We start from the raw sequence: 24,846 nt of genomic DNA on the forward strand, positions 1-24,846 counted from the left end.
TTTCAAGATTTCGCCCCCCACCGATTCAAGGCTTCAAAAACTTTGCCGTTCCGACAGTGCGCTGTTTCGGGGTCTGAAGATTCCGGGGATTGGCTTGGATATCTCCCGGCATCGCGACATTGCGTGGTTTCTGCAAGGCAAACGAGCCACAGGCGACACCATCGCCATCGGGGTCATTGCGCTTATGATATCCGGGCCTTCCTTCGCGAAAAGGCCCGAATCCCAGCATCTCTACAGCATCACACCCGGCCAGTGCCATCAGATGGATCACCGCTTCATGACGTTCGTAGTCTGAAACGCGCAGGTAGACACCGATTGCGATCATTCCTGTGGTTAAGGGCAAGGCCAGCACCATCAGTAGAATACGCACCGGAGACAGAGCCTGCCTGCGCAACGCGTCTGCCCGCCGTTGCCGCCGTGTAAGACGAGGGTTCGGATCGGTGTCTTTCGTTTGTTTCCCGGTTGTCATGCCATAGGTCTTACACGCGGTATGTGGCAAAGCCATGGCCGCAATCGGGGTCGGCTTGGAAAAAGCTCGACCTTATCGCACCACATGCACGGCACATTTGGCGTGGCGCACCACATGGGTCGCGGTTGAACCCAACAACAGGTCCTGCATCCCCGGGCGGTGCGAAGCCAAGATGATCAGGTCAGGCTTATTCACTTCGGCCCAGTCCAGAATCGTTCGCCCGGAATGGCCTTCAACCACCTGCCCCTTCGCATTCGGGACGCGCGCCGCCAGAGCATCAAGCTCGGTCTGGATGGCCTTGCGGGCTTCGGACAGATACTCGGCGGGCATGTACGAGATCGCATAATCCGGAATGTGCTCTACCACATGCAGCAGCGTAACCGCAGCCTCGGGCGTCGACAGTAGTTCTGCCAGCTTCAACGCTGCCGAGCTGTCCCGTTCGGCATCAAAGGAAATGGGAACAAGAATGTTATGATACATGGCTCGCGCCTCCGTAGTTGTGCCGCTATACTGCGCGACCGGTGGCGGCCGTGCATTGACTCAGATCAGGTCTCACCGAATGTCTCGGCGACGTCGTACATCACGGGTTCAAAGCTCTTGCACAGCTCGTTAACCCTGCGATTCCGCTCTCGCATTTCCGGTGTGCGCAACATCGCCAGGAAATCCTCCCGACGCTCCCATTGTGAATAATTGGCAATCCGCGTCTGGGCATCATTCACATGCAATCCGGCTGAAATGAAACCCGGCTGTTTCGAAATGAACTCGGCATAAGCATCGGTCAGCGCCTCAAGAAGGTCCTGGCAGGTTCCGGGGGTCATCTCGAAGGTGGTGATGACAGTCTGATAGCTGTTGGTTTTGGAAATCTGCGGCATAAGGCTCCTCCTTTATAGCTGACCCGAGCCTAGCACAGCTTTTGAAAACGCCACCCTTTTCCTGCACATAGACAATGTTTTTGGATCAAAAAATCTTCCTCAAAGATGAACAAGAAACTAACCATCCGTTAACCATGTCTGCCGATGCTGCCCCCATGGCTCGTCTGGTTCTCGTCATTCCGCTGCTTTTTATGGTGTGCACTCCGGCATGGTCCGGTGCGTGGCTCCGCGAGAAGGGGTCAAGCTTCACCGCGTTATCTGTGACCGCTTTCAAAGAGGAAGACGTCTACAAGTACAAATCCTCGCTTTATACCGAGTGGGGATTGCGGCCGAAACTCACGATCGGACTGGATGCCGAGGAGCATCAGGATTTGTATGGGCACGCGCTGGTCTTTGCACGCGTGCCGGTTGCAGACATGGGGTCAGCAGGGCGTCTGGCGGCCGAGTTCGGCGTTGGCGCGCACCATCGCCAGTACAGTAGTTGGGCAATGTACAAAGCAACACTTTCCTACGGCAAAAGCATTCAAACCGGATTGGGAGGCGGATGGATCAATGTCGACGCAGCGCTCGAAAACCGCACCCATGAGGCAGTGATCCGCAAATTGGATTTCACGGCCGGTCTGTCCTCGGGTCGACGGTTTGACCCGCTCCTGCAGATCGAAACTTCTTATGTTTCGGACCGACCATGGTACTGGAGGGTGCGACCTTCGCTGATGTATCGCCCAAAGACGGGCAGACTCACCTGGATTCTGGGTGCCGAGCGCAATTCGGCTGATGATAACATCGGGATCAAATTTGGATTGTGGCGCAGCTATTAAAGATGGGCCGCCTACATTCAGGCGGCCCACCACATCAATCAGGTATCAATCCGCAGAATGGTCGAAACCGCACCACGCAAGCTTTCGGACCAGCGCAGGCGGATATCGCTCTGGCCCGATCCCTGTCGCAACTCGACATATGGCGCGGTATAGCGCACCGCATTCAACGATGTCCTGAGGCTTCCCAGGGCAACAACCGCATCACACCCGCGCGCCCTGCCCCCGAACGGCAATTGGCCCTGCGAACTGACGGTCCAGGCTGATGACGGTGAGCTTTGCGTGTGCTGCAGCCGCAATGGATTGGCGCAAGGCGTATCGATGCCGTGAAACGTATTGTTCTCGAAACACACCCTCTTGTGCCTTTCCGGGTCGAGATCGGCAAAACTGGTATCGACCCGGTCCACTCGGTCGATCCGCACGTTGTTGACACGGAACTTGTTGCCGGTGACGGTCAGCCCGTTCAAGAAATGCCCTGTGCCATGGGGGCGGATCACCAGATAGCTGAACCAGGGGGCAACATCGCTGGCATAAAAGATGTTATCCGTGATGCTCAGCGCGCTGAACGAGAAGCTGGTGAAGTAATCCGGGTTGGCATCGTGCTCGTTGGTCCATTCGATAAAACAGTTATCGACATAGTTCTCGGCGATGGACGAACTGTTATAGCCGCCGATGATCACCAACCCGGCGTTGCGCACCCCGTTCGCGACGTTGTCGCCCTGGAAGAAGTGGTTGCCCAGCACCAGATTGTTGTCGCCGCTCAGCACCGCGAAATGATGGAACCGCGTGGCCCGGTTGTGGCGCAGCTTGACGTCGTTGGCATTGGCGTTCAGCGCGATTGAGCTTCGGTCCGGCACGTCCAGACTTTCCTCGGTCGATAGGAACTGACAGCCATCGATCAGCATCCCCTGACATCCGCGCCCGATTGATGTGATACCCCGGTCCTTCGGGCGACTGATGAAACAGTCTTTCAGTACAAAAGTGTTCCCGCCCGGAGACAGCCGGATCGCGCTGCACCGACCGTTACACTGGAACTCGATCCCTTCCATGTTGAACTTCTGCAGCGCACTGAAACCGCTGAAATCTAGCAGGTACTTGAACGATGTGAAGGTGAAGGTCTGCGTCCCTGCGGCATCATAAGTCGGCGCACTCAGCGTGATTTCACCGGTGCTTTCGTTTTTCGACCGCACATAAACCTCACGCCCGACCCCGCTGCCGGTGACCAGCGAACCCACCGGTATATTCACCACATTGGCCACGTTGGTCAGCGTATCAGGATCAGACGGGCTGTAGGTCGCGACCGAGGTGAAGGTTTCGGTATCCCAATTCGAGCTACTTTTGACGTCAAACTGCCCGTTGCGCACCACTCGACGGGTGGCATAGCCCGTCCGGTTCGGCACTGCTGCCGCCATATCGATGGGCTCGGTCACTGCGATCTTGCGCCCGCCCAGATCCAGCGATTCATGGTCCGAGCTGTTCAGCAACGCCTGAAACGCCTTTTTAAACGCCAGCATTTCATCACCAAAGGCGGTGATATAGGTGGGCAGATCGAAATTCTTGGTCAGCAGCAGCATTTTGTCGACCGGCATCGTGACGGTGCCGTCAAATGCGACCTCGGACGCCATGTTAGTGTTCTCTTCCAGCCGGAACTCACCTTGCGGAATATAAACCTTGCGCCCGTTCGCTGCCTGATCCGCCGCCTCAAACGCTGCCGAGTCATCGGTGACCCCGTCACCCACAGCGCCGAAATCGCGCACGTCGACCAGACCAATCAAATCGCGCAGGAAGACCGAGGTCACATCGGTGATCTCGATATCATCCACCCGCACCACCGCGCCGTTGGTGCCTTCGATATCCAAACCAAAGTGTCCATAAAGCGCCGCATTGCCCCATGGCATGTCCACGCCGGGGCGCAGGCCCGTGCCCACGATGGCCGTCACCTCATGCACGGTGCCATAGCCGGTCAGCTGCACCGCCGGACCCTGCTCGGCCAATCCGTCCACGTGCGCATCTCCGGCTCCTCCGGCCCAGCCGGCAATCCGCACCTCGGGAAGCGGCCCGCTGATCGCCTTCACCCGCGCCTTGATCTGCAGATAGCAGCCCGGCAAAAAAGGTGTTTGCCCCATATAGCGCAGCCGCTGCGGTTCTGCCGTCTTATAAATCTCCAGACAGCCTGCGAAATCCGCATCCGCCGGAACGAACACCCCCGTGCCCGACCCCTCATAGGTCGGAGAGCCCGGCGTGCCGTCGCCACTGGACCAGACCCCAAGACCAGCCGCATAGGCGGGCGGCATGAACACGATGCCGTCGGTGATTGCCTTGTTCATGTAAAATCCCTTTCCCAATCGCGCCAAGCACGCGCGCCAAAACCCGATAACGTCCGGGCCCTGAGCCCAAACGCATGGGTCTGAGTATCGAAAAGGAATTAAGCGCGGCTCTTACCACCGTGACGGTGGTGTTGCCTCAGGCCGCCGGGTCAGAATTGCCCAGCAACTGTACACCGTTGATCTTCCAGCCGTTTTCCTGCTGGATCATCTGGTAGTCCAGCAGATGCACCCGTCCGTCACCATCAGTGATCATGACCTTCTGCCACAGGGCTCCGCTAATCTCGCGCAGCTCCAGAAACCTCACATCCGCAGGCCGCCAAACCATAGGATAGCCGCGGCGCACCATGGTCCCGAAATTCTCGGGATCGCCGAACAGCCGCTGGATATTGGGGCTGGCAAAGGTGAAGGCGGTGGCAAAGTCATCCGCCTTGAAGGCCTGAATCTGCGCCGAGATATTGGCCTCAATCTCGTCACTCTGAGCAAAAGCTCCGGATGCCAGTCCGGCACTCAGGGATACAGCAAGCAATAGTCGACGCATGGGGCCACCTCCTGATGCAAGGGTAGCCCCACACTGGATCAGGTCAAATCAGACTAATTCCCCGGCCAGCGCCTTGTCGATCAGAGCAATCGTCTCCGGCACGCCATAAAGCGCGATGAACCCACCAAACCGAGGCCCTTGCGACGCCCCCAACAGCACTTCGTAAAGTGCCGTGAACCAGCCGCGCATCGGATCGAACCGCTCACGCCCGATGGAATAGACCACCGATTGCAGTGCCTCGTCTTCCATCGGCCCGTCATAGGCTTCCAAGGCCGCCCTCAATGCTTCCAGCGCCTCACGCTCCTGATCCGTCGGCGCGCGATGCTGGCGCGTCGGCTTGACGAAATCGTTGAAGTACCTCACTGCAAAGCCCGCCGCCTGATCCAGATCGGGATGGGTCTCGGCAGTGGCCTCGGGCGCATAACGGCGGATAAAGCCCCACAGCGCCTCCTTGTCCTCGGCCCCAGACACGGACGCCAGGTTCAACAGCATCGCAAACGGAACCATCAGGGTGGATTCCGGAACGTCGCCACCATGGATATGCCAGACGGGATTATTCAGCTGAGCCTTCAGGTCCTGTCCCGGATAGGCCCGCAACTGTTGATGATATTCATCATACGCCTTTGGGATCACATCGAAATGCATCCGCTTCGCGGTCTTGGGCTTTTGATACATGAAATAGGCCAGCGACTCGGTGGGCGCATAGGTCAGCCATTCATCGATCGAAACACCATTGCCCGACGACTTCGAAATCTTCTGGCCGTTCTCATCGAGGAACAGTTCATACGAGAAATGCTCAGGCGCACGACCTCCCAAAGCCCGGCAGATCGCGTCATAGATCTTCTCGTTGGTGGCATGTTCCTTGCCATACATTTCGAAATCAACGCCCAAAGCGGCCCAGCGCGCGCCAAAATCAGGCTTCCACTGCAGCTTCACATTGCCGCCAGTCACGGGCAGCGTCCATTCCTTGCCATCCTCGTCATCGAAGGTGACAGTGTAGGTATCGGCGCAAACCTTCTTCATCGGCACATACAGAACCCGCCCGGTCTCGGGATGGATCGGCAGGAAGATCGAGTAGGTCTGCTGACGTTCTTCGCGCAGGCTTTTCAGCATGATGGCCATCACGTCGTCATACTTGTCAACGGCGCGCTTCAGGATCTCGTCGAACTGGCCCGAGCGGTAAAACTCACGCGCCGAATAGAACTCATACTCGAACCCGAAAGTATCGAGGAACCGGCGCAGCATCGCATTGTTATGCTCACCAAAGCTGTCATATTCACCAAACGGGTCCGGCACCGAGGTCAGCGGACATTGCAGATAATCCTGCAGCGCCTCGGGGTTCGGCACATTGCTGGGCACTTTCCGCATCCCATCCAGATCGTCCGAGAAACAGATCAGCTTGGTCGGGATATCCGACAGCGCCTCAAACGCGCGCTTGACCATCGTGGTCCTCGCCACCTCACCAAAGGTGCCGATATGCGGCAGACCTGATGGGCCATAGCCCGTCTCAAACAGCACATATCCCTTCTCCGGAGCGCCCTGCTTATACCGTTTGAGCAACCGCCGCGCCTCTTCAAACGGCCACGCCTTGGACGTCATCGCGGTTTCACGCAGGTCAGACATTTGGATACTCCATCGGGAAACGTGCCAGACACCCCATGCGCCCGGACCGGCCCCTGTTATTGTGCAGGTGCAGTATGAGTCAATAAAGGGTGGTGATTTTCATGCCTCTATGCGCATGAACGGCGTGCAATCCATATCTGGTCTTGGTTACAAGTGTCCGCAGCACGGGGCATTGCGGCATTCTGAAAAACGTAGTCTGTTGATCGCTCTCGCGGATTTGCAACCAAGGCAAAAAGATTAAATCGACATAAGCCATTTCCTGAAAATTCTCACGGTGACCCGTTCCTGATCGCCGGGGCGGCAGACGAAGTAGAGCCCCCGATCCAATGGAACCCGGCTTTCATCGAGGCGGATCAAGCGACCAAGTTCCAAATCCCTCTCCGCCAAGAGATGTCTTGCCAACGCTACACCTTGCCCGTCAATCGCAGCCTCCAACAGAACCGCGCTGTCCACGTACTTGATGCTCTGTGAATTGATCCGGTCAGCGCCCAGCCCTACCTGCGCAGCCCAGCTTTCCCATCCGACATTGTAGGCATCATGCAAGAGTGGAAGATCAGCCACATTCTCGGCAGGCATCGGCAGTCGGGTTTTACCAACAAGGGATGGCGCTGCTACAACAATCAGGTCCTCTTGTCTTATCTGCTCATGATAGAGCCCGTCCCAACCGGGTTCCCCGAACCGCAGGGCGACATCGACCTCAGACGCATCAAAATCCGCAAATCGATCATTTGTGTCCAGCAGCAACGCGATACCCGGATGTTCTTGCTGAAATGAACTGAGCAACGGGACAAGCCATTTAAGCGCCAGCGATGTTGACAACGACACCGTAATCGACTGGCGGTGATGCAGCCGCTTCACCTCCATCACGCCCAGTTGCAACACCGAAAATGCCCCGCGCGTCGATTGATGCAGAAGCTCCCCGGCACTGGTCAGTTCAACCCCATTTGGGCGGCGATGAAAAAGCGTTACGCCAAGATGCAGTTCCAGCAGCTTAATTTGCCGACTGATCGCCCCGTGGGTGACGTTCAGAACATCTGCTGCCTTGGACAGGCTGGAGTGGGTTGCGGTTTCATCAAAGGCCTGAAGGGCACGTAGATGTCTAAGGTTCTCCGGCATGTGAGAAAACCTAACAGCATTGTCCCCAAAACTCGATAGGTCTGCTTTGTTTCCGGCAGTTACACTGACCACAGATCAATAAACCTCACACACTGTGCGCCCAAAGAAAGGACATACCATGCCCGATACCAAAGTTGCTTTGATGACAGGTACAGGACAGGGAATTGGCCGGGGTTGTGCCATTGAAATGGCGAAAGCCGGCTATAAGGTTTCGCTTATGTCTCCGTCCAACCGCTCGGTTGAATTGGCGGAGGAACTTGAGGGCATTGGCCGTCGCGGCTCTGTATTAGATGTCGATGATTTGCAAGCGATGGTCGACGACACCATGAGCAAATATGGACGGATTGATACAATCGTCAGTAATATGGGTCACGGTGGAACGGTGCCTGAAGCCATCAAAACCGTCGGTTTCGATCCTGACTTTGACGGACCGCTATTGGAACTCAGCGACGAGTTATGGCACGAAAGTCTGGACATGTATGTGCTAAATGTCGTCAAGATCGCCCGTATCGTCACGCCCATTCTGATCGAACAAGGCGGCGGTGCATTCGTAAATATCTCATCCATGAACACAATCGAGCCACGTGCGCCCTATCCCATGAGCATGCTGCGTGGAGCATTGCATAGTTTCTCAAAGCTTTACGGGGACCGATATGCACGGCACAACATTCGCATGAACAACCTGCTGCCGGGGTTCTGCGAAAACGTGAACCTGTCCGAACAGGCACGCCGCGAAATCCCCGCTCAGCGGCCCGCAACGTTCGAAGAAATTGGGCAGGCTTGCGTGTTTCTCGCCAGCGATGCAGCCCGGTATATCAACGGTCAGAGTATACTGTCCGACGGCGGGATGAACCGGGCAGTGCGATAGCAAAGAGGTGGTGAAGCGTGATTTTCGCGGCCCTCGATGAAATCCTTGACACAGATCGGGAGGCAACAGGTGATGCCCCCCGAGGTTTGATTTCTACTGCGACATCCCACCTTCGGTCGATATTTGCTCTTCGACATGGCCCTGGTTGGTTATGTCCGACCCCCGCGGAGGATAGTCCTTGAAGGTAGACAGGTGGTTTTGGACGATTTTGGCAGCAGGGCCAAAGGCCCACATTTTGTTGCCCATCCAACGGGTATACATCCCCGATTCCTCAGCTGCCTTCTCATAGGGATCGCGGCGCAGGTTGAACAGCAGGGGCGCGTTCAGTTCCTCTTTTGGACCTGCCCATCCTTCGGTTTGTATCGTGAAATGTGCTTTCCAATCACCATGGCGTACCGCTTGCAGGTCCGGACCTTCATAGTAGATAATCTCGTCCCGGTTGCTCTCACCTTTACCAGTCAGGAAAGGCAGTTGGTTGTAACCATCCAGATGCACCTGATAGCCCTCATAGCCCTTCAGTAGTGATCCAGGCAGATCGTCAGGTCCTCCGGCGGCGGCGACGAGGGTAGGCATCCAGTCAAGACCAGCAAAAATACCGTTGCTTACGGTCCCGGCGGAAACTCTTCCGGGCCAGCGAATGATAGCAGGAACGCGGAAGCCGCCTTCCCATGTCGTACCTTTTTCGCCTCGGAACGGTGTTGTTCCACCGTCAGGCCAAGTCATGGTTTCGGGGCCGTTATCCGAGGTGAAGACTACAATAGTGTTGTCCGAGATGCCAAGTTCGTCCAGACGGGCCATGACCTTGCCCACGTTGTCGTCAAGCTCTTTCATTACGACATCCTGCAAACCGCGCCCGTCGCCCAGCATCGCCTCGTATTCGGGGCTCAAATGTGTCCAGACATGCGCTCGGGCCGGGGCCATCCAGACAAAGAAGGGCGTGTCGCTATCGACCGCGCGGTTGATGAAGTCCAGAGTATGGGCCGTCACCTCATCGTCGAGCGTTTTTTGCCGTTCGGGCGGAGCTGGGCCATCGTCTATTATACGCTGCTTTCCAACCAGCCCCCAGCGTGGATCTACGGTTTCATCAATTGTATCCGTGGCATAAGCGTGGATGATGTTCCGTGGGCCAAATGTGTCGTTGAATTTCTGATCTTTGGGCCAATCGGGGTCAGAGGTGTATTCCATCGCATTCAGGTGGTAGAGCCAGCCCCAATATTCATCGAAACCTTTCACAGTTGGCAGAAACTTGTTCATATCGCCCAAGTGATTTTTGCCAAATTGCCCGGTGGTGTAGCCTAGAGATTTAAGGATGTTGGCCAGAGTAGGGTCTTTTTCATTCAGACCTTTTTCCGGATCTCCGGGCAGCCCGACTGTGTGCATCCCCGTCCGAACAGGCAATTGTCCGGTGATAAAGGCAGATCGCCCTGCGGTGCAGCTTGGCTGTGCATAGTAGTCCGTAAGGCGCATACCATCCGCAGCAAGCTGGTCAAGGTTGGGGGTTTTGATACTTTTCACACCCTGATGATAGCTGCCCAGACTGGCCCAGCCGACATCGTCGGCCATGATGACAAGGATATTGGGCTGGTCGGTTTCGGCCAAAACTGGCAGGGCACAGACCGAAGCTGTAGCCAGCGTGGCGGAAACCACAATAGATCGAAAAATGAACATTTTTACCTCTGCGAACGTAGAAGACGATACCGGTGAAGGTAATATCGAAAGTCCGATCAGGGATAGCGGTCGAAACTTTCGCGTCGCAACAGAGCTTTACCGGAATTTCATATTGTGAAATCTAAAGAGCAAAACCTGAAATGTGTTTGACGGCATGATGAACGAAAACTCTTTGACCGCTTTTCTTACATTGGCTGAAATCGGCAGTTTCCAAAATGCTGCCCGTGCGATGGGTGTGTCCAACGCATCATTGTCCCGCTATGTCGGGCAGGCCGAGGACTATACGGGGCTTGTTTTGTTTCATCGAAGCCGAAACAACAGCACTCTGACACGCGCAGGGCAGGAGTTCTTGCCAATCGCCCAGGCGCTGCGCGAAGACCTGAACCAGTATGCAACGCGCGTGGCCGCTTTGCGCGAAACCGGGCCGGGCACTTTGCTGATCGGTTGCGGGCCTCTGACCACGAGAACCCTCATCCTGCCCGCCCTGCGATCAGTGCGGCAAGTGATGCCTGATCTTCGCTTCCGAATTCTGGTAAGCGCCTACGCACGACCGCTTGATTTGTTGCAGGCGGGAAAGTTCGACATGTTCCTCGGTGACCTGACCTACACACCCGAAGCTGACAACGTCGAGATTATGGTGATGGAGAAACAACAAATCCAGTTTGTGGCACATCGCGACCATGAGATTCATCAGCGTGGCCCGCAAACGATGGCGGGCATATTCGATTTTCCCTTTGCATCTCCGCATCTCCACAAACACTGGAAAGCCGCTTTGACAAAAGCACTTGGTGGCGGTGCTGAAGCCGTCGAAAAGGTGAATGCACAGCCGCATATCGAATGCGACGACTACAACCTCCTGACCGGATTGTTGGCAGAACCGGACTACATCCTGGGAGGGATGGCGGACACATTTGCGGATCTGATCCATGCAAAGACGGTGAAACCCGTGTCTATGGCACAGAACCTTACGTGGAACATCTGCGCAGCGCGTAAGTCACAGAACACTTCGGATGCTGTAGAATTATTCTGGAGTGAGCTTGCTAAATATCGGGCATGACCGGCGGTGCAAGGCATAGAAAAACGCCCAACTGAAACGCATCTTAGCTAGTGCCTGGTCGTTTCCGTATGGCCAATTAACTTGGCGAAGTTCTGCTTTGGAATGCTGGCGGTGAAAGTCCGAAATGCTTGGTTCGCGACGCGCAGCACATGCAAAGAATAGAAGCCTGGTCGACGGCAGGTGTAAGCTCTCAACGGACGTTTACATCGCAGCCGAAATCACCCACCCTCATCGATCGCATTCATTGCACCCCAAAACTACCAGTTGAACCTCCTTGCACCCGCTCCTATCGTGCGGCAACAAACGTTTCATTCAGGACGACACCATGACCGAGCAAACCCCACATCCGATGTCCCCGCAGGATTGCCTTGTGGCGATCATGGTGGCGATTTCCGCTTCGGACGAGAACATCCGAACCGCAGAGCTGGTCAAGATCGAAGGCGCGGTCAACATGCTGCCGGTGTTTGCAGGCTACGACATCGACCGAACCCGCCGCGTCTCGCAGATCGTGTTTGATTTGTTTGAGCAGGTGGACGGGCTGGATGCCCTGTTCGGACTGATCCGTGACAACCTGCCCGAACGCCTGAACGAAACCGCCTACGCGCTGGCCTGTGATGTCGCCGCCGCTGACGGCACTCTCGCCGAAACCGAATTGCGACTGCTGGAAGAAATCCGGTACGAGCTGAGCATCGACCGCCTGCACGCTGCCGCTATCGAACGCGGGGCACGGGCGCGGCATACGACCTAGCTGCCGTAGAGCGCACCCCAACGCTCAATCAGATTGCGTTGCAATTTGCGAGACCGTCGGTTCCAGGCCCGCGCGCCGTCCGGGCGCTCGCGCGACGCACGCGGGATCGTGGCGCGGTGCGCGGTGTCGGCGGTGAAGATCGCAAACGCCAGATCCACTCCATCTGCCGTTGTCATGTAACCGCCAAGACCCGAGACGAAGTTCAAAGTACCCGTTTTTGCGTCGACCTTGATCGGATGATCCTTGACCGGCTGCCCGTTTTTGTCGGCCAGCGTAAAGGACCGAAGCAACGGCCGCAGCTCCTCTGATTGCCCCGCCGCCACCAGCGTATTGACCAGACCGCCGGGGGCCATACGTGAGGAACCGCTAAGTCCGGAATGATCGACCATCGCGATCCCATCCGCGCCAAAACGCTCTGCCGCCCATAGGTTCATTTCTGCGGCCGAGTCCTCAAGGCTCTGCGGCGCAACCCCGCGCGCCTTGGTGGCCGCCAAACCCACCATTTCGGCGGTTATATTGGTCGAATATCTCAGCATCCCCTTCAGGATGCTCTCCAACGGATCACTCTGATGCACCACCAGCTCGGTCCCTTGCGGTGCTTGCCGCGTTACCTGCACCCGGCCAAGTATGATCCCGTTCACGCGTGCCAGCGTACGGAACACGTCCCCGGCATAAAGCGCAGGCTTGCGCACCGGCAGCCACCGGGCACCGCCATTGCCCAGCGCCCCTTTGGCCACGGTCCAGCGATCCTGCCGCGCGCTTGGCTGATAGGTGTAGATCGGCAGGCTGCGGTTCTCGACCCGCATTGATGCCATATCCACCGACGGCCTGTAACTTGCGCTGCGCGCATCCATGGTCACGTCATAGCCGGTGCCCTCGCGTTTCCACTCGAAATGCACACGGTTGAAATTCAGGGAAATCCCGCTGATCGACGGGCTATAGCCCAGATGATCCGGCTGCCCCGGATCAATGCTGAAGACGTAGGGCAGCGCACCATCATAGACCTTGAACGCGCCCTTCACCTCGGTGATCCCGGCCTTGCGCAGATTGGCTGCCATTGTGGCCAGCGCGTCTGTATCCAGCAGCGGATCACCGCCACCCGCAAGGATCAGGTCACCTTTCAGAAGGCCATTCTCGACCGGTCCATCCGCGATCAAGCGCGTTTCGAACCGATACTCCGGACCCAGCACATCCAGCGCATAAAGCGCGGTCAGCGCCTTGGCGACGCTGGCTGGTGGTAGGCTTTGGCCCTCGCCGAACACCTCCAGCGGCGTTCCGGTTTCCACGTCGGCCACGGCGAAAACAACCTCGCCCTTCAGCCCCGCTGCCTGAACCAGTCGCTCGGCCCCGCTGGGCTGCGGGCCACGCAGCACAGGGCGCAGAGACACCGAAGGCGCCTCGGCCAGACCTGCGCCCGGAACCAGAGACGCCCCTAATCCACCCAGAAACAAACGACGCGAAATTCGATCGACCATGGGTCTATTAGAATCCCAGAGCTTAAATGCAGACAATCACTTGATTAAGATTATGCGCCAAGTGGAGTCATTCGGGCAACACCCCATCGCTCCAATTCCCGCGATTGCGCAACTCGGTCGAACTGACGTCAACCATCGGCACGTTCACAAAACACCACGCCGGAGCATCCGCCCGCCCCAGCAAATGCCGCGCCTGCCCGTCGATACGGTACTTGGCATAAAGCCGAGCCGCCGGAGACATCCGCGCCGAGATCCGATCCCCCGGCCGCGCCACAACGCCCACCGGCACGCTGTCCATGATCTGTCGCCAGTCTTTCCAGCGGTGAAACTGCGCCAGATTGTCGGCCCCCATCAGCCATACAAACCGAACCTGCGGATAAAGCCGCCGCAGCGCCGCCAGTGTATCCGCCGTCGCCCGCGTCCCCGTCAGCGCCTCAATATCCGTCACATCAACGCGCGGATGCTGCATCACGTCCCGCGCCGCCGCAACCCGCCGCGCCAAAGGCGCAGGCCCCCGCTCCTTCAACGGATTGCCCGGCGACACCAGCCACCACACCCGATCCAGCCCGAACGCCTTCATCGCTTCGCGCGTCACATGCACATGACCTTGATGCGGAGGATCAAATGACCCTCCGAACAACCCCACGACCTGCCCGGGCCCCGCATATGGAATGGTACTGCGTTCCATCCTCTGCTGATGTTCAGAACTGAGAGGTGTTGTCAATCAATCGGCTGCACCACATCGCCAAGCCTGACTTGCCCCGGCTGCACTACTTCGGCACACCAACCCCCATGCCCCCGCACAGCAGAATAGCCGCCTTTGCCCAACGCCTCCTCCATCCGACTGCATGGAGCGCAGATCACGGTAAAGCGCAAAACGGCCTCCCCCACCTGCACCTCCCGCCCCTTTAGCGCCGCCAGATTGATCCCCGAAACCACCAGATTGCGCCGCAGGATCTCAGGCATAACCGATCCCTGCCCCAGATAAGAGCCAATCGCCGCCAGATGTTCCTGCTGGATCAAAGTCACCGCCCGCTTGCCCGCCCGGCTGCGGTCGCCGTCGAGCCCATCGGCTGAGACCCAAACATCGTTGCGCCCATCCATTTCCGCTCTGCGGCCGGGACGTAAACCGATCCATGTCACCCGGCCCGGTTGCGCCCAACCGGCAATCAGTTCCGCAAGTTCTGCCAAAACCCCACCACTCCTTGTCGTGTTGGTTCTACCGGATCAAACGACCACAGAAAATTCACAATACCACCAGCTTGCCCCGCCCGCTCGCCTCGGATATCCAGCGTTCCAACTTGATTTCCCCGACCCAGAGGACGCGACATGGCCGCCTATCAATATGTCTACCACATGCAGGATGTCTCCAAGACCTATCCCGGTGGCAAAAAGTGCTTTGAAAACATCCACCTCAGCTTTCTGCCCGGCGTGAAAATCGGTGTCGTCGGCGTCAACGGCGCAGGTAAATCGACGCTGATGAAGATCATGGCGGGCCTCGACACGGACTTCACCGGTGAGGCATGGGCGGCCGAGGGCGCCAAGGTCGGCTATCTGCCGCAGGAACCGCAACTGGACGAAACGCTGACCGTCCGCGAAAACGTCATGCTGGGCGTGGCCGCGAAAAAAGCCAAGGTCGACCGGTTCAACGAGATTGCCATGGAGATCGCCGAGAACTATACGGATGAGCTGATGGAGGAAATGACCACCCTGCAGGACGCGATCGACGCGGAAAACCTGTGGGACCTCGACAGTCAGATCGATGTCTCGATGGAAGCGCTGCGCTGCCCGCCAGACGATGCAAACATCGCCAACCTTTCGGGCGGTGAGAAACGCCGCGTGGCGCTGTGCAAGCTGCTGCTGGAAGCGCCCGACATGCTGCTCTTGGACGAACCGACCAACCACCTGGACGCCGAGACCATCGCCTGGCTGCAACAGCACCTGATCGACTACAAGGGCACCATCCTGATCGTCACCCACGACCGGTATTTCCTGGATGACATCACCGGCTGGATCCTCGAACTCGACCGCGGCCGCGGTATTCCGTACGAAGGCAATTACTCCGCATGGCTGGAACAAAAGGCCAAACGGCTGGAGCAGGAAGCCCGCGAGGACAAGTCCAAGCAGAAGACCCTGCAACGTGAATTGGAATGGATGCGTCAGGGCCAGAAAGCCCGTCAGGCCAAATCCAAAGCCCGGATCAACGCCTATAATGAGCTGGCCGAACAGTCCGAACGCGAAAAGCTGACCCGTGCCCAGATCGTCATCCCCAACGGCCAGCGCCTTGGCGGCAAGGTGATCGAGGTCGAGGGCCTGTCGAAACACATGGGCGACAAGCAACTGATCGAAGGGCTGGACTTTGCCCTGCCACCCGGCGGCATCGTCGGCGTCATCGGCCCCAACGGTGCCGGTAAATCGACCCTGTTCAAGATGCTCACCGGTCAGGAACAGCCCGACAGCGGCACCATCACGCTGGGCGACACGGTCGAGCTGTCCTATGTCGACCAGTCCCGCGATGACCTCAAAGACAACGACACCGTGTGGGAGGCGATCACCGGCGGCGCCGAGATCATCCAACTGGGCGACGCGCAGGTCAATTCCCGCGCCTATTGCTCGTCGTTTAACTTCAAGGGTGGCGACCAGCAGAAGAAGGTCTCTCTACTGTCGGGTGGTGAGCGCAACCGTGTCCACATGGCCCGCCTGCTGAAAGAGGGCGGCAACGTCCTGCTGCTCGACGAACCAACCAACGACCTGGACGTTGAAACCCTGCGCGCACTGGAAGACGCGCTGGTCGATTTCGCCGGCTGCGCCGTGGTGATCTCCCACGACCGCTTCTTCCTTGACCGGATTTGCACGCATATTCTGGCCTTCGAGGGCGATGCCCATGTGGAGTGGTTCGAGGGCAACTTCGAGGACTACGAAGAGGACAAAAAACGCCGTCTGGGACCGGACGCGCTGGAGCCCAAGCGATTGAAGCATAAGAAGTTTGCGCGGTGAGGCTGGGTGGCAGCTGTATTGCTGAAAAAGCAGAATTGGGGATGCTTTCTTAATGATTAAGTTAGCGACGCGCAGCGCTCAGATTTCTGCTTTACTAGTTTGCGGCGCAAGTAGCGCATTGGCTGACAGGCCAATGAAGGTTGCCACCTTTGCCGCGCCAAAGGATTTCACTCATTTCCTACATAAGCACGATGGTGGGCAGGGAAAATTCGATTTCACAGATAAATGGGTGGATCCAGAAAAGTCTGATGTGATTGTGGTTTTCATAGAAAATCGCGAAGAAATCGGTTTTGTTCCAGCAAATCTCTACACTTCATTCCAAACTGTTTTGTCAATTGTTGATACGCATTTCTATGAAATCTCGAGCCGCGTCTATGGCGACACATTAAATTCCGACGTTTACATTGTGTCTGTTTCCAGATTGCAAATCAAGTTGGTGGAGGACGGATTTTCGATAGAGCAAGCCCAAAAGGGTGCATTTGTTTCGTGCTTCGCAGCTGGCTTGGTCGAGGATTTTTATCGCCGAGGAAATCTAGATGCGAACCATCGCAAAATCGGAGATACATGTGTGGAACTTCTAGAAAAATAGCAAGTAGGCCGGGCTTCAGCCCGGCAAGCCGCGCAACAGCCGCGACTTCAAATTTATTTACTATTGAATGGAATCAAACCAGTTAATCCAAGGTTCATGGTGGATGCCGGGCTTCAGCAAGCGTAGGATGGGTGCTCGCACCCATCACTCCTCAATTCTCCAATATCCCACCACATAAATTGATGGGTGAAATCACCCATCCTACGCTTCCCCAAACGCTCCTTCGGTGACAACGCCACTCCATTCCGGATCAACCCGGCCTGCGCGGATATCACGATAAATCGACGAATACGGCCAATCGGTTGGATGCTCCACCAACCCATGTTTGACCGGATTGCCCCAACAATAAACCACATGATTGCGGTAATCTCGTTCGTCCCGAATGGTGTGCTCCCAAAATCGGCGTTGCCAAATCCCGCGTTCCTGTTTGACAACCTTGGACTCGCTTCGCGGACCGAATTCTCCGACGGCACGCACAAATCGGCTTTTGATTAACCGCCACCGCGTCGAATAATCCGCATCCCCTGGCGGCAAGGTCCACACCGCGTGCAAATGATCCGGCAACACAACAAACGCATCGCACCAGAACGGCCGCTCCCTCTGGGTCACTGCAAAGGCGGCCCGCAAATGCGCCACCTCTCGCACTAACAAATCCGACGACCGGTCGGCCAAAGACACGGTGAAAAAATACTTGGCTCCGGGAATGCGGACGCGTCGATAATCGCTCATGCTGCAACTTGATCATGACCAGGGTTAACGGATTCTGAATGCCACTCCGACGCGCCAGACAAATAACCGGGCCTTATCATTGGCACGCAAACCAATAACCAAAACCATCGGCGGATTCTTGTACAAGTCGGACGATTGCCCCTCAAACCCCTGTACAAACCGTACAATCCGCCCTTGCCACACCGCCTGACCGATGCCATATCCATGAGGCTTACGTTTTTCTATTTCGACCTGCAGTCTCCTTCTACGGCGCTCAGTCTATCGATACAGACAACGACGCCGGGCTGCCGCATCCACGTGGGCAGCACTAAACAGGAGACAACGGATATGCCCGCAGGCACCGTAAAATGGTTCAACACCACCAAAGGCTATGGCTTTATCGCACCCGAAGATGGCGGCAAAGACATCTTCGTACACATCTCGGCAGTCGAGCGTTCGGGCCTCACCGGTCTGGCCGACAACCAGAAAGTCACGTACGAGCTGCGCGCTGGTCGTGACGGCCGCGAAAGCGCCGACAATATCGAACTGGCCTAAGCCGTTCAAAGGGCGGGATTTTTCCCGCCCACTCCGCTATGCCCTTGTTGATTGTGTGGCATAGGGAATACATCACAATCGGGTTATTCCTCCCCGGTGATTGACCAAATCCGCTATCATTTCAAAACTAGCGTTATGATTTCTTTGGTCATTTGAGGGATGTCACCATGTTCACACGCCGCGTATTTCTGGCCGGTACTGCCGTCAGCCTGCTTCCGGGCGTTGTCAGCGCCAAGAAAGCGGTCGAATATGATCCCACGCCACAATTCGTGCGGGTCAAAAAGCAATTCCTACCCGGTCAGCTGCTGGTCGTTCCCCGTTCCTTCTACCTTTACTATATAACCGAACCCCGCAAAGCGATCCGTTATGGCTGCGGCGTCGGCAAGGCCGGACTGGAGTTCACAGGAACCGCAACTATCGACGTCAAGAAGGAATGGCCCACCTGGCGACCGACCGATGAGATGATCGAACGCGACCCGGTGGCCTATGGTCGGTTCAAGGACAACGACTATGTCCAACCCGGAGGGAGCGATAATCCACTGGGCGCGCGCGCTTTGTATCTGTTCCAAAACGGAGTCGACACCTATTTCCGCATCCATGGCACCACACAACCGCAAACCATCGGTCGCGCGGCCTCGAACGGCTGCATACGGATGCTGAATCAGCATGTAATCGATCTGTACAACCGGGTGCCGATTGGAACCGTGGTGACCGTGGTCTAAGCCGCCGACCAATCCACATCGTCGGCTTGTTCAATCCTCAGGCGACCTTCTGGCCATGGGCGCATCAGCTTCTGCGCCTCTTCTTCGGATCCATGTAACCAGCAATCCACATCCTGCGACCCCAGCAACACACCCATACGGTGGTGGATCGGCTTTACATCGGCATTTGGCTCGCAGGTGACTGCGGCGACCTGATCCACACGCTGCCCACCAGGGGCCTCCCAACTATCCGTAATTGCAGCAAATAACAGCGGTATGCCATCCTTCGCTGCGATACGCCATGCAGTTTTGCGCCGTTTCTCTCCGGTCCACTCGTACCAGCCATCAACTGGTATAACTGCGCGCCCAACACCTTCGAATGCGCTTTTGTCAAAAACCGTTTCAGAGCGAGCGTTGATAATGGTCTCCATCACCGGACGTCCGCGCGCATTGACCCTGCCGACCGGGATCATCCCCCAACGCATCATCTTCAAGCCTTCACCGGTCAATACCGTCACCTCCTGACCCGGTTGAATGTTCTTGCGCGGGGGTTGAGGCCCTACGTTATCTTTCACGTTCAGGAACTTAGCAATCTCGCCAATTGGTCGTGTGAGAAAAAACCGGCCTGGCATAGGACCCTCCTAATCGGCAGCGCGCTCCGCTAAAGCCAGTACAATAGGTCCTAGCGCGTCAACGATCAGCGCAACGCCTTGGGCATTTGGATGGATGCCATCAGATTGCATGAACTGGCGCGCGACTGCAGGATCGCCCTCGGTCGTGAGCCCGTCAAAGAAGCTTTCCGCATAGATCGCGCCATACTGCTGCGCCAGTTCCGGATACATGGCATCGAAACTTTGCTTGTAATCCGTCCCATAGTTCCCGGGGGCTTGCATGCCGATCAGCAGAACTTCGACATTCGCAGCTTCAGCGGTGTTCAGGATTGCCTCAAGATTGGCGCGCGACACATCCGGATCGATACCGCGTAACAGATCATTGCCGCCGAGGGCTACAATCATGCCATCGACCTCTGGCGTCAGAGTCCAATCAACGCGGGAGGCTCCTCCTGCGGTCGTATCCCCGGAAACACCGGCGTTGATAAGCTGAATATCCGCCCCCTCCTCCTGCAACCAGCGTTGCAGTTGCGGCACAAACCCGTCTTGTTGCGGAAGTCCATATCCTTGTGTCAGGGAATCTCCGAGCGCCGCAATCACCACCGGCTCAGCCGTCGCGGCAAATCCGCAACAGATGAACACGCCTGACATCAAACCCTTGCGCAGCTTCTGTATCGCGCCATATCCCAATGGACTGTACCCCTCTTGATGGCCTGATCGATGACGACACCCGTTCTCACCCTCCAAGATGCCGCATTATCGCTGGATAGCAATGCCGGAAGAGTGGATATCCTGCACGACATCACTTTGACTGTGAGCAAGGGTGAAACTCTGGGGCTGATCGGTCCCTCTGGTTCCGGAAAGTCTTCGCTACTGATGCTAATGGGCGGCTTAGAACAGGCAACTGGTGGACGCGTTACCGCATTGGGCCAAGATTTGACGAAAATGAGCGAGGATGCGCTGGCACGGTTCAGAAGAGATGCCATGGGCGTAGTGTTTCAGAATTTCCACTTGATTCCGACGATGACCGCGCTTGAGAACGTGGCGACCCCGTTAGAACTCGCGGGACACAAAGATGCATTCCAGCGCGCCGCGGCCGAGTTGGAGGCCGTGGGCCTTTCACATCGTATCGATCACTACCCGGCGCAGTTGTCAGGCGGCGAGCAACAGCGTGTGGCGCTGGCCCGCGCTTCGGCCCCGCGCCCGCATATATTACTGGCAGATGAACCAACGGGAAATCTGGATGAAACCAACGGTTCAGCAATCATTGATCTGTTATTCGGACTGCGGGACCGTCACGGGGCAACTCTGGTACTGGTCACGCACAGCCATACGCTGGCTCAGAAATGCGACCGCGTTGTGCGCTTGCGCGATGGGCGTATCGCCGAGGAATCCCAGCGTGAGGCCGCCGAATGAGCCTGCGTCTGGCCGGTCGCCTGGCCCGGCGCGAACTGCGCGGTGGGTTGCGCGGGTTTCGGGTGTTTCTGGCCTGTCTGGCTTTGGGTGTTGCAGCAATTGCTGCGGTTGGCATGGTGCGCCAAGCCATTCAGACCGGATTGCAACAAGAGGGCGCGTCGCTCTTAGGCGGCGATGCCCAGTTGGAGTTCACCTATCGCTTTGCAAACGATGAGGAACGTGACTGGATGGCGGACACCGCGCAAGCAGTGTCGGAGGTCGTCGATTTCAGGTCCATGGCCGTCACGGGTGATGGCGCAGGCGCGCAACGGGCGTTAACTCAGGTGAAGGCCGTGGACGGGGCCTATCCGCTGTTGGGATCGGTGGCTTTGGAACCCGCAGTTTCTTTGCCCGAGGCCTTGGCGGGCGCCGATGGGCTGCCCGGCGCCGTGATGGCTCCGTCACTGATTGACCGCCTGAACCTTGCGATTGGGGACCAATTTGATCTCGGCACGCAGAGGTTCGTTTTGATGGCCTCGCTGGAACACGAACCGGATGGTGCGGCAGATGGGTTCTCGCTAGGACCGCGCACGTTGGTTCGAACCGAGGATTTGCAATCATCAGGCCTGCTGGCTCCGGGTACTTTGTTTTCCACCAAATACAGGATGAACTTGCCGCAAACCGCCGAGTTGGAGGCGCTGTCGCAGCAGGCCAGGCAGGCCTTCGAGGGAACCGGCATGCGCTGGACTGATGCCCGCAATGGTGCGCCGGGGATATCCGAGTTTGTAGGGCGCCTCAGCGCGTTTCTGGTGCTGGTTGGTCTATCCGGATTGGCGGTTGGGGGGATCGGCGTATCGGCTGCCGTGCGCGCTTATCTGTCCCAGAAAACGGAAACCATTGCGACATTGCGGACTTTGGGCGCTGATCGGGCCACAATCTTTCAGACATACATGATCCAGATCGCCGTTCTTTCAGGCGTTGGTATCGTCATGGGTTTGACCCTGGGCGCGGCGCTTCCAATGCTGCTGGCACCGGTTATCGCAACCCAACTGCCGATCCCTGCTGTATTCTCGCTATATCCGCAGCCCCTGTTCGAGGCCGCACTTTATGGTGTGCTAACCGCGTTCCTGTTTACGCTTTGGCCTCTGGCCAGAACCGAGGAGGTGCGTGCGGCAACATTGTTCCGGGATGCGCTGACTTCGGCAAGCAGCTTCCCGCGCTTGATCTATGTAATTGCGACTGCAATTGGCCTGGCCGTACTGATCGGAGCCGCCGCTTGGTTCAGCGGTTCAACCCGGTTGACCCTCTGGACAAGCGCAGGTCTGGCGGGGGCGCTCACTTTGCTGACCTTTTCTGCCATTGCCATTCGCAAATTGGCCCGCGCGGGCGCTCCTTGGGCCAGAGGGCGTCCAGCCCTGCGGTGGGCGTTGTCCGCCATCTCTGACCCACGCGAAGGCGCAGCATCGGTGGTCCTGTCCCTTGGGCTCGGCCTTTCGGTCCTTGCGGCGGTGGGGCAGATCGACGGCACGCTACGCAATGCGATTTCGGGCAACTTGCCTGAGGTCGCACCCTCGTATTTCTTCGTCGATATCCAGAAGGATCAGATGCCCGGGTTCAGCGAACGTCTCGACACCGACCCTGCCGTCAGTCGGGTAGAAAGCGCTCCGATGCTGCGTGGGATCATTACCAAAATCAATGGCCGACCCGCGCGCGAGATTGCAGGCGATCACTGGGTTCTGGACGGCGACCGAGGCGTAACCTACTCTGCCCGCCCCCCACGGAATGCCCGCGTGACTGACGGGGTTTGGTGGCCAGAGGACTACAGCGGCCCAGCGCAAGTCAGCTTTGCCGCAGAAGAGGCCGACGAGATGGGCCTGAGACTGGGCGATGAGTTGACCGTTAATATCCTGGGCCGCGATATCACAGCTGAACTCACATCGCTGCGCGAAGTTGATTTCTCCACTGCAGGAATGGGTTTTGTCATGTCGATGAACCCCTCTGCCTTGGCTGGTGCCCCGCATAGCTTCATCGCTACCGTCTATGCCGAAGAACAGGCCGAGGCCGCCATTCTGCGTGATTTGGCCAGTCAATTCCCCAACATCACGGCAGTCCGGGTCAGAGACGCCATCGACCGGGTATCAGGCCTGCTGGCAGGGCTTGCGGCAGCCACGTCATATGGCGCAGGGGTTTCTCTGTTGACCGGGTTTTTAGTGTTGATCGGTGCGGCGGCAGCGGGCGAACCGGCGCGTAGGTACGAGGCAGCGATCCTCAAGACTCTGGGTGCCAACCGTGGGCGCATATTGCGCAGCTTTGCCCTGCGGGCAATCCTTTTGGGAGCAGCCGCAGGTTGCGTTGCTTTGCTGACCGGAATTCTGGGCGGTTGGGCCGTGGCTACTTATATATTCGACACAGAGTTCGCGGTCATCTGGCCATCCGCGCTTGGGATCGTCATCGCCGGTGTTGGCGTTACCTTAGGCGCGGGGATGGTCTTTGCCCTGCGCCCGCTTTCAGTACGCCCTGCGCGTATACTGCGCGCCAGCGACTGAGTTCAGCGCATACAAGCGACAGGCTGCAATATTTTTAGCAATTGGTCATTGTCGCAAACCAACGCATCGAGCGTGATTTCGTCCAGCGACGCATAAAACACCTCAGCCGCATCTTGCAGCGCCAACCGGAGGCGGCAGGCATCGGTCAGTGGGCAGGTGTTGTCAGCATCCGCAAAACACTCGGCAATCGGCAACCCGCCTTCGACATGGCGAAACACGGACCCGACCCGGATCTGATCCGCCGGGCGTGCCAGCGTCATGCCGCCATTGCGGCCGCGTTGTGTGCTGAGATAGTCTAGCTGGCTCAGTTGGTTGATCACCTGTGCCAGATGGTTTTCTGAAATATTACAGACATCGGCGATCTCGGCCTTCGTGACCAGCCGTTCCTGATGTGCGGCGCAATACATCAAAACACGCACCGCGATATTCGTCCGTTTGGTAATCCGCATTAGGGCCTCCCGAATCTCAAGGTGAAGCTTTATTGCATGTCTCGTAAAAAGACTGTTTGACATACATCAATCGTCAAAGAAGGACGCGACCCGCATGGCAGACCCTTATTTCTTCGGCTATGGCAGCCTCGTGAACCTGTCGACGCATGATTTCCCCGACCCGCGCCCAGCGCGACTGAAAGGTTGGCGACGCGCATGGCGGCACACGGATCTGCGCCCGGTGGCGTTTTTGACCGCTGTGCCGGATGCTGATTCCGAGATCGATGGTATGATCGCCCATGTTCCTAAAAACGACTGGGCCGCGTTGGATGAAAGAGAATGGGCCTATGACCGCGTTCCAGCCACACGGTCGGTCACGCACACTCTGACGCAAGGGGTGGAAATCGCTGTCTACGCAGTCCCGCATGATCGACACACCGCGCCCAGCAATCACCATCCCCTATTGCTCAGCTATATTGATGTTGTCGTGCAAGGGTATCTGCGGGCTTTTGGACCAGAGGGCGCCGATCGCTTCTTTGCAACAACCGATGGTTGGGATGCTCCGATTTTGAACGACCGCGCCGAGCCCCGTTATCCCCGTCACCAACAATTGAAGCAGGCCGAGACCGAATTCGTGGATGACCGCCTGCAACGCGTTTCGGCGCAAGTTTTGCGACCCGGAGAACAAAGAAAGGCAGGTGATTTACCTGCCTCCTTCGTATTCTAAGCACTGACCCTGA

General features: G+C 57.4%; 26 protein-coding genes. 11 read left to right on the plus strand and 15 right to left on the minus strand.

Annotated features, from left to right (window positions below; genetic code table 11):
• Nucleotides 1-25 precede the first annotated feature (25 nt).
• From AC1DFB_RS12050 to AC1DFB_RS12060, 3 genes are all read right to left on the minus strand, one after another.
• Nucleotides 26-469 (minus strand): excalibur calcium-binding domain-containing protein, encoded by a 444-nt coding sequence (locus tag AC1DFB_RS12050; protein WP_480868930.1) that lies wholly within the window; start codon nt 467-469, stop codon nt 26-28.
• Nucleotides 470-541: 72 nt separating this feature from the next.
• Nucleotides 542-949 carry a universal stress protein gene (locus AC1DFB_RS12055; RefSeq protein ID WP_480921340.1) on the minus strand — a complete coding sequence of 136 codons (408 nt, stop codon included), beginning with the start codon at nt 947-949 and terminating at the stop codon, nt 542-544.
• Between the two features lie 65 nt (nt 950-1,014).
• Complete coding sequence (locus AC1DFB_RS12060; protein WP_170395957.1) at nt 1,015-1,341, minus strand: antibiotic biosynthesis monooxygenase family protein; 327 nt, start codon at nt 1,339-1,341, stop codon at nt 1,015-1,017.
• Between the two features lie 155 nt (nt 1,342-1,496).
• Here AC1DFB_RS12060 and AC1DFB_RS12065 point away from each other — a divergent pair, with 155 nt between their 5' ends.
• Complete coding sequence (locus AC1DFB_RS12065) at nt 1,497-2,159, plus strand: hypothetical protein (protein ID WP_170408267.1); 663 nt, start codon at nt 1,497-1,499, stop codon at nt 2,157-2,159.
• Nucleotides 2,160-2,197: 38 nt separating this feature from the next.
• Here the strand turns inward: AC1DFB_RS12065 and AC1DFB_RS12070 are convergent, their stop codons facing one another.
• The 4 genes from AC1DFB_RS12070 to AC1DFB_RS12085 form a co-directional block, all read right to left on the minus strand.
• Nucleotides 2,198-4,483 (minus strand): glycosyl hydrolase family 28-related protein, encoded by a 2,286-nt coding sequence (locus tag AC1DFB_RS12070; RefSeq protein WP_480921341.1) that lies wholly within the window; start codon nt 4,481-4,483, stop codon nt 2,198-2,200.
• Between the two features lie 136 nt (nt 4,484-4,619).
• Nucleotides 4,620-5,021 (minus strand): DUF4864 domain-containing protein, encoded by a 402-nt coding sequence (locus tag AC1DFB_RS12075; protein ID WP_170512952.1) that lies wholly within the window; start codon nt 5,019-5,021, stop codon nt 4,620-4,622.
• 48 nt (nt 5,022-5,069) lie between these two features.
• Nucleotides 5,070-6,644, minus strand: coding sequence for a lysine--tRNA ligase (locus AC1DFB_RS12080; RefSeq protein WP_480921342.1), 1,575 nt, complete (start codon nt 6,642-6,644; stop codon nt 5,070-5,072).
• A 237-nt stretch (nt 6,645-6,881) separates the two neighbouring features.
• Complete coding sequence (locus AC1DFB_RS12085; RefSeq protein WP_480921343.1) at nt 6,882-7,760, minus strand: LysR substrate-binding domain-containing protein; 879 nt, start codon at nt 7,758-7,760, stop codon at nt 6,882-6,884.
• A 118-nt stretch (nt 7,761-7,878) separates the two neighbouring features.
• Here AC1DFB_RS12085 and AC1DFB_RS12090 point away from each other — a divergent pair, with 118 nt between their 5' ends.
• Nucleotides 7,879-8,628 (plus strand): SDR family oxidoreductase, encoded by a 750-nt coding sequence (locus AC1DFB_RS12090; protein ID WP_480921344.1) that lies wholly within the window; start codon nt 7,879-7,881, stop codon nt 8,626-8,628.
• Nucleotides 8,629-8,721: 93 nt separating this feature from the next.
• Here AC1DFB_RS12090 and AC1DFB_RS12095 read toward each other — a convergent pair whose 3' ends face one another.
• The gene (locus tag AC1DFB_RS12095; protein ID WP_480921345.1) at nt 8,722-10,296 is read right to left on the minus strand and encodes an arylsulfatase; all 1,575 of its coding nucleotides are present in this window, start codon (nt 10,294-10,296) and stop codon (nt 8,722-8,724) included.
• A gap of 157 nt (nt 10,297-10,453) precedes the next feature.
• Here AC1DFB_RS12095 and AC1DFB_RS12100 point away from each other — a divergent pair, with 157 nt between their 5' ends.
• Together AC1DFB_RS12100 and AC1DFB_RS12105 are read left to right on the plus strand one after the other, a co-directional pair.
• On the plus strand, nt 10,454-11,353 hold the full coding sequence (locus tag AC1DFB_RS12100) for a LysR family transcriptional regulator (protein ID WP_480921346.1): 900 nt from the start codon (nt 10,454-10,456) through the stop codon (nt 11,351-11,353).
• Nucleotides 11,354-11,678: 325 nt separating this feature from the next.
• Nucleotides 11,679-12,101 (plus strand): tellurite resistance TerB family protein, encoded by a 423-nt coding sequence (locus tag AC1DFB_RS12105; protein ID WP_170395941.1) that lies wholly within the window; start codon nt 11,679-11,681, stop codon nt 12,099-12,101.
• Here AC1DFB_RS12105 and dacB read toward each other — a convergent pair.
• The 3 genes from dacB to AC1DFB_RS12120 form a co-directional block, all read right to left on the minus strand.
• Complete coding sequence (gene dacB / locus AC1DFB_RS12110; RefSeq protein WP_480921347.1) at nt 12,098-13,576, minus strand: D-alanyl-D-alanine carboxypeptidase/D-alanyl-D-alanine endopeptidase; 1,479 nt, start codon at nt 13,574-13,576, stop codon at nt 12,098-12,100. The two genes, AC1DFB_RS12105 and dacB, sit on opposite strands and share 4 nt — an antisense overlap.
• A gap of 67 nt (nt 13,577-13,643) precedes the next feature.
• Entirely contained in the window at nt 13,644-14,264 is a 621-nt protein-coding gene (locus AC1DFB_RS12115) for a nicotinate-nucleotide adenylyltransferase (protein ID WP_170408276.1), read from the minus strand.
• A gap of 32 nt (nt 14,265-14,296) precedes the next feature.
• Nucleotides 14,297-14,767: an MOSC domain-containing protein gene (locus tag AC1DFB_RS12120; RefSeq protein WP_480921348.1), complete on the minus strand. Its 471-nt coding sequence runs from the start codon at nt 14,765-14,767 to the stop codon at nt 14,297-14,299.
• 138 nt (nt 14,768-14,905) lie between these two features.
• Between AC1DFB_RS12120 and ettA the strand changes: the two genes are divergently transcribed.
• Nucleotides 14,906-16,573, plus strand: coding sequence for an energy-dependent translational throttle protein EttA (gene ettA / locus AC1DFB_RS12125; RefSeq protein WP_480921349.1), 1,668 nt, complete (start codon nt 14,906-14,908; stop codon nt 16,571-16,573).
• A 52-nt stretch (nt 16,574-16,625) separates the two neighbouring features.
• Nucleotides 16,626-17,162 carry a hypothetical protein gene (locus AC1DFB_RS12130; RefSeq protein ID WP_480921350.1) on the plus strand — a complete coding sequence of 179 codons (537 nt, stop codon included), beginning with the start codon at nt 16,626-16,628 and terminating at the stop codon, nt 17,160-17,162.
• A 201-nt stretch (nt 17,163-17,363) separates the two neighbouring features.
• Here the strand turns inward: AC1DFB_RS12130 and AC1DFB_RS12135 are convergent, their stop codons facing one another.
• Nucleotides 17,364-17,891, minus strand: coding sequence for an REP-associated tyrosine transposase (locus tag AC1DFB_RS12135; protein WP_480886336.1), 528 nt, complete (start codon nt 17,889-17,891; stop codon nt 17,364-17,366).
• Nucleotides 17,892-18,218: 327 nt separating this feature from the next.
• Between AC1DFB_RS12135 and AC1DFB_RS12140 the strand changes: the two genes are divergently transcribed.
• Together AC1DFB_RS12140 and AC1DFB_RS12145 are read left to right on the plus strand one after the other, a co-directional pair.
• Nucleotides 18,219-18,425: a cold-shock protein gene (locus tag AC1DFB_RS12140; RefSeq protein WP_010442474.1), complete on the plus strand. Its 207-nt coding sequence runs from the start codon at nt 18,219-18,221 to the stop codon at nt 18,423-18,425.
• Nucleotides 18,426-18,592: 167 nt separating this feature from the next.
• Complete coding sequence (locus AC1DFB_RS12145) at nt 18,593-19,147, plus strand: L,D-transpeptidase (RefSeq protein WP_170408281.1); 555 nt, start codon at nt 18,593-18,595, stop codon at nt 19,145-19,147.
• On the opposite strand, the gene AC1DFB_RS12150 is transcribed toward AC1DFB_RS12145, so the two are convergent.
• Complete coding sequence (locus tag AC1DFB_RS12150) at nt 19,144-19,758, minus strand: SOS response-associated peptidase (protein ID WP_170408282.1); 615 nt, start codon at nt 19,756-19,758, stop codon at nt 19,144-19,146. The genes AC1DFB_RS12145 and AC1DFB_RS12150 overlap by 4 nt on opposite strands.
• A 9-nt stretch (nt 19,759-19,767) precedes the next feature.
• Entirely contained in the window at nt 19,768-20,388 is a 621-nt protein-coding gene (locus AC1DFB_RS12155) for an arylesterase (RefSeq protein WP_170408460.1), read from the minus strand.
• Nucleotides 20,389-20,457: 69 nt separating this feature from the next.
• On the opposite strand from AC1DFB_RS12155, the gene AC1DFB_RS12160 reads away from it, so the two are divergent.
• Both AC1DFB_RS12160 and AC1DFB_RS12165 read left to right on the plus strand, forming a co-directional pair.
• Entirely contained in the window at nt 20,458-21,153 is a 696-nt protein-coding gene (locus AC1DFB_RS12160; protein WP_170566394.1) for an ATP-binding cassette domain-containing protein, read from the plus strand.
• On the plus strand, nt 21,150-23,678 hold the full coding sequence (locus AC1DFB_RS12165) for an ABC transporter permease (RefSeq protein ID WP_480921351.1): 2,529 nt from the start codon (nt 21,150-21,152) through the stop codon (nt 23,676-23,678). Before AC1DFB_RS12160 ends, AC1DFB_RS12165 begins: the two co-directional genes overlap by 4 nt.
• Nucleotides 23,679-23,680: 2 nt before the next feature.
• Here AC1DFB_RS12165 and AC1DFB_RS12170 read toward each other — a convergent pair whose 3' ends face one another.
• Nucleotides 23,681-24,127 carry an RrF2 family transcriptional regulator gene (locus tag AC1DFB_RS12170; RefSeq protein ID WP_170395922.1) on the minus strand — a complete coding sequence of 149 codons (447 nt, stop codon included), beginning with the start codon at nt 24,125-24,127 and terminating at the stop codon, nt 23,681-23,683.
• 94 nt (nt 24,128-24,221) lie between these two features.
• Here AC1DFB_RS12170 and AC1DFB_RS12175 point away from each other — a divergent pair, with 94 nt between their 5' ends.
• On the plus strand, nt 24,222-24,833 hold the full coding sequence (locus AC1DFB_RS12175; protein WP_480921352.1) for a gamma-glutamylcyclotransferase family protein: 612 nt from the start codon (nt 24,222-24,224) through the stop codon (nt 24,831-24,833).
• The last annotated feature ends 13 nt before the right edge of the window (nt 24,834-24,846 follow it).

This window comes from Ruegeria sp. S84, assembly GCF_056583445.1.

What these genes read in the sequence shown, in the direction of transcription:
- AC1DFB_RS12050 (WP_480868930.1), bottom strand. Translation starts at nt 469, where the DNA reads ATGACAACCGGGAAACAAACGAAAGACACCGATCCGAACCCTCGTCTT.
- AC1DFB_RS12055 (WP_480921340.1), bottom strand. Translation starts at nt 949, where the DNA reads ATGTATCATAACATTCTTGTTCCCATTTCCTTTGATGCCGAACGGGAC.
- AC1DFB_RS12060 (WP_170395957.1), bottom strand. Translation starts at nt 1,341, where the DNA reads ATGCCGCAGATTTCCAAAACCAACAGCTATCAGACTGTCATCACCACC.
- AC1DFB_RS12065 (WP_170408267.1), top strand. Translation starts at nt 1,497, where the DNA reads ATGGCTCGTCTGGTTCTCGTCATTCCGCTGCTTTTTATGGTGTGCACT.
- AC1DFB_RS12070 (WP_480921341.1), bottom strand. Translation starts at nt 4,483, where the DNA reads ATGAACAAGGCAATCACCGACGGCATCGTGTTCATGCCGCCCGCCTAT.
- AC1DFB_RS12075 (WP_170512952.1), bottom strand. Translation starts at nt 5,021, where the DNA reads ATGCGTCGACTATTGCTTGCTGTATCCCTGAGTGCCGGACTGGCATCC.
- AC1DFB_RS12080 (WP_480921342.1), bottom strand. Translation starts at nt 6,644, where the DNA reads ATGTCTGACCTGCGTGAAACCGCGATGACGTCCAAGGCGTGGCCGTTT.
- AC1DFB_RS12085 (WP_480921343.1), bottom strand. Translation starts at nt 7,760, where the DNA reads ATGCCGGAGAACCTTAGACATCTACGTGCCCTTCAGGCCTTTGATGAA.
- AC1DFB_RS12090 (WP_480921344.1), top strand. Translation starts at nt 7,879, where the DNA reads ATGCCCGATACCAAAGTTGCTTTGATGACAGGTACAGGACAGGGAATT.
- AC1DFB_RS12095 (WP_480921345.1), bottom strand. Translation starts at nt 10,296, where the DNA reads ATGTTCATTTTTCGATCTATTGTGGTTTCCGCCACGCTGGCTACAGCT.
- AC1DFB_RS12100 (WP_480921346.1), top strand. Translation starts at nt 10,454, where the DNA reads ATGAACGAAAACTCTTTGACCGCTTTTCTTACATTGGCTGAAATCGGC.
- AC1DFB_RS12105 (WP_170395941.1), top strand. Translation starts at nt 11,679, where the DNA reads ATGACCGAGCAAACCCCACATCCGATGTCCCCGCAGGATTGCCTTGTG.
- dacB (WP_480921347.1), bottom strand. Translation starts at nt 13,576, where the DNA reads ATGGTCGATCGAATTTCGCGTCGTTTGTTTCTGGGTGGATTAGGGGCG.
- AC1DFB_RS12115 (WP_170408276.1), bottom strand. Translation starts at nt 14,264, where the DNA reads ATGGAACGCAGTACCATTCCATATGCGGGGCCCGGGCAGGTCGTGGGG.
- ettA (WP_480921349.1), top strand. Translation starts at nt 14,906, where the DNA reads ATGGCCGCCTATCAATATGTCTACCACATGCAGGATGTCTCCAAGACC.
- AC1DFB_RS12130 (WP_480921350.1), top strand. Translation starts at nt 16,626, where the DNA reads ATGATTAAGTTAGCGACGCGCAGCGCTCAGATTTCTGCTTTACTAGTT.
- AC1DFB_RS12135 (WP_480886336.1), bottom strand. Translation starts at nt 17,891, where the DNA reads ATGAGCGATTATCGACGCGTCCGCATTCCCGGAGCCAAGTATTTTTTC.
- AC1DFB_RS12140 (WP_010442474.1), top strand. Translation starts at nt 18,219, where the DNA reads ATGCCCGCAGGCACCGTAAAATGGTTCAACACCACCAAAGGCTATGGC.
- AC1DFB_RS12145 (WP_170408281.1), top strand. Translation starts at nt 18,593, where the DNA reads ATGTTCACACGCCGCGTATTTCTGGCCGGTACTGCCGTCAGCCTGCTT.
- AC1DFB_RS12150 (WP_170408282.1), bottom strand. Translation starts at nt 19,758, where the DNA reads ATGCCAGGCCGGTTTTTTCTCACACGACCAATTGGCGAGATTGCTAAG.
- AC1DFB_RS12155 (WP_170408460.1), bottom strand. Translation starts at nt 20,388, where the DNA reads ATGTCAGGCGTGTTCATCTGTTGCGGATTTGCCGCGACGGCTGAGCCG.
- AC1DFB_RS12160 (WP_170566394.1), top strand. Translation starts at nt 20,458, where the DNA reads ATGACGACACCCGTTCTCACCCTCCAAGATGCCGCATTATCGCTGGAT.
- AC1DFB_RS12165 (WP_480921351.1), top strand. Translation starts at nt 21,150, where the DNA reads ATGAGCCTGCGTCTGGCCGGTCGCCTGGCCCGGCGCGAACTGCGCGGT.
- AC1DFB_RS12170 (WP_170395922.1), bottom strand. Translation starts at nt 24,127, where the DNA reads ATGCGGATTACCAAACGGACGAATATCGCGGTGCGTGTTTTGATGTAT.
- AC1DFB_RS12175 (WP_480921352.1), top strand. Translation starts at nt 24,222, where the DNA reads ATGGCAGACCCTTATTTCTTCGGCTATGGCAGCCTCGTGAACCTGTCG.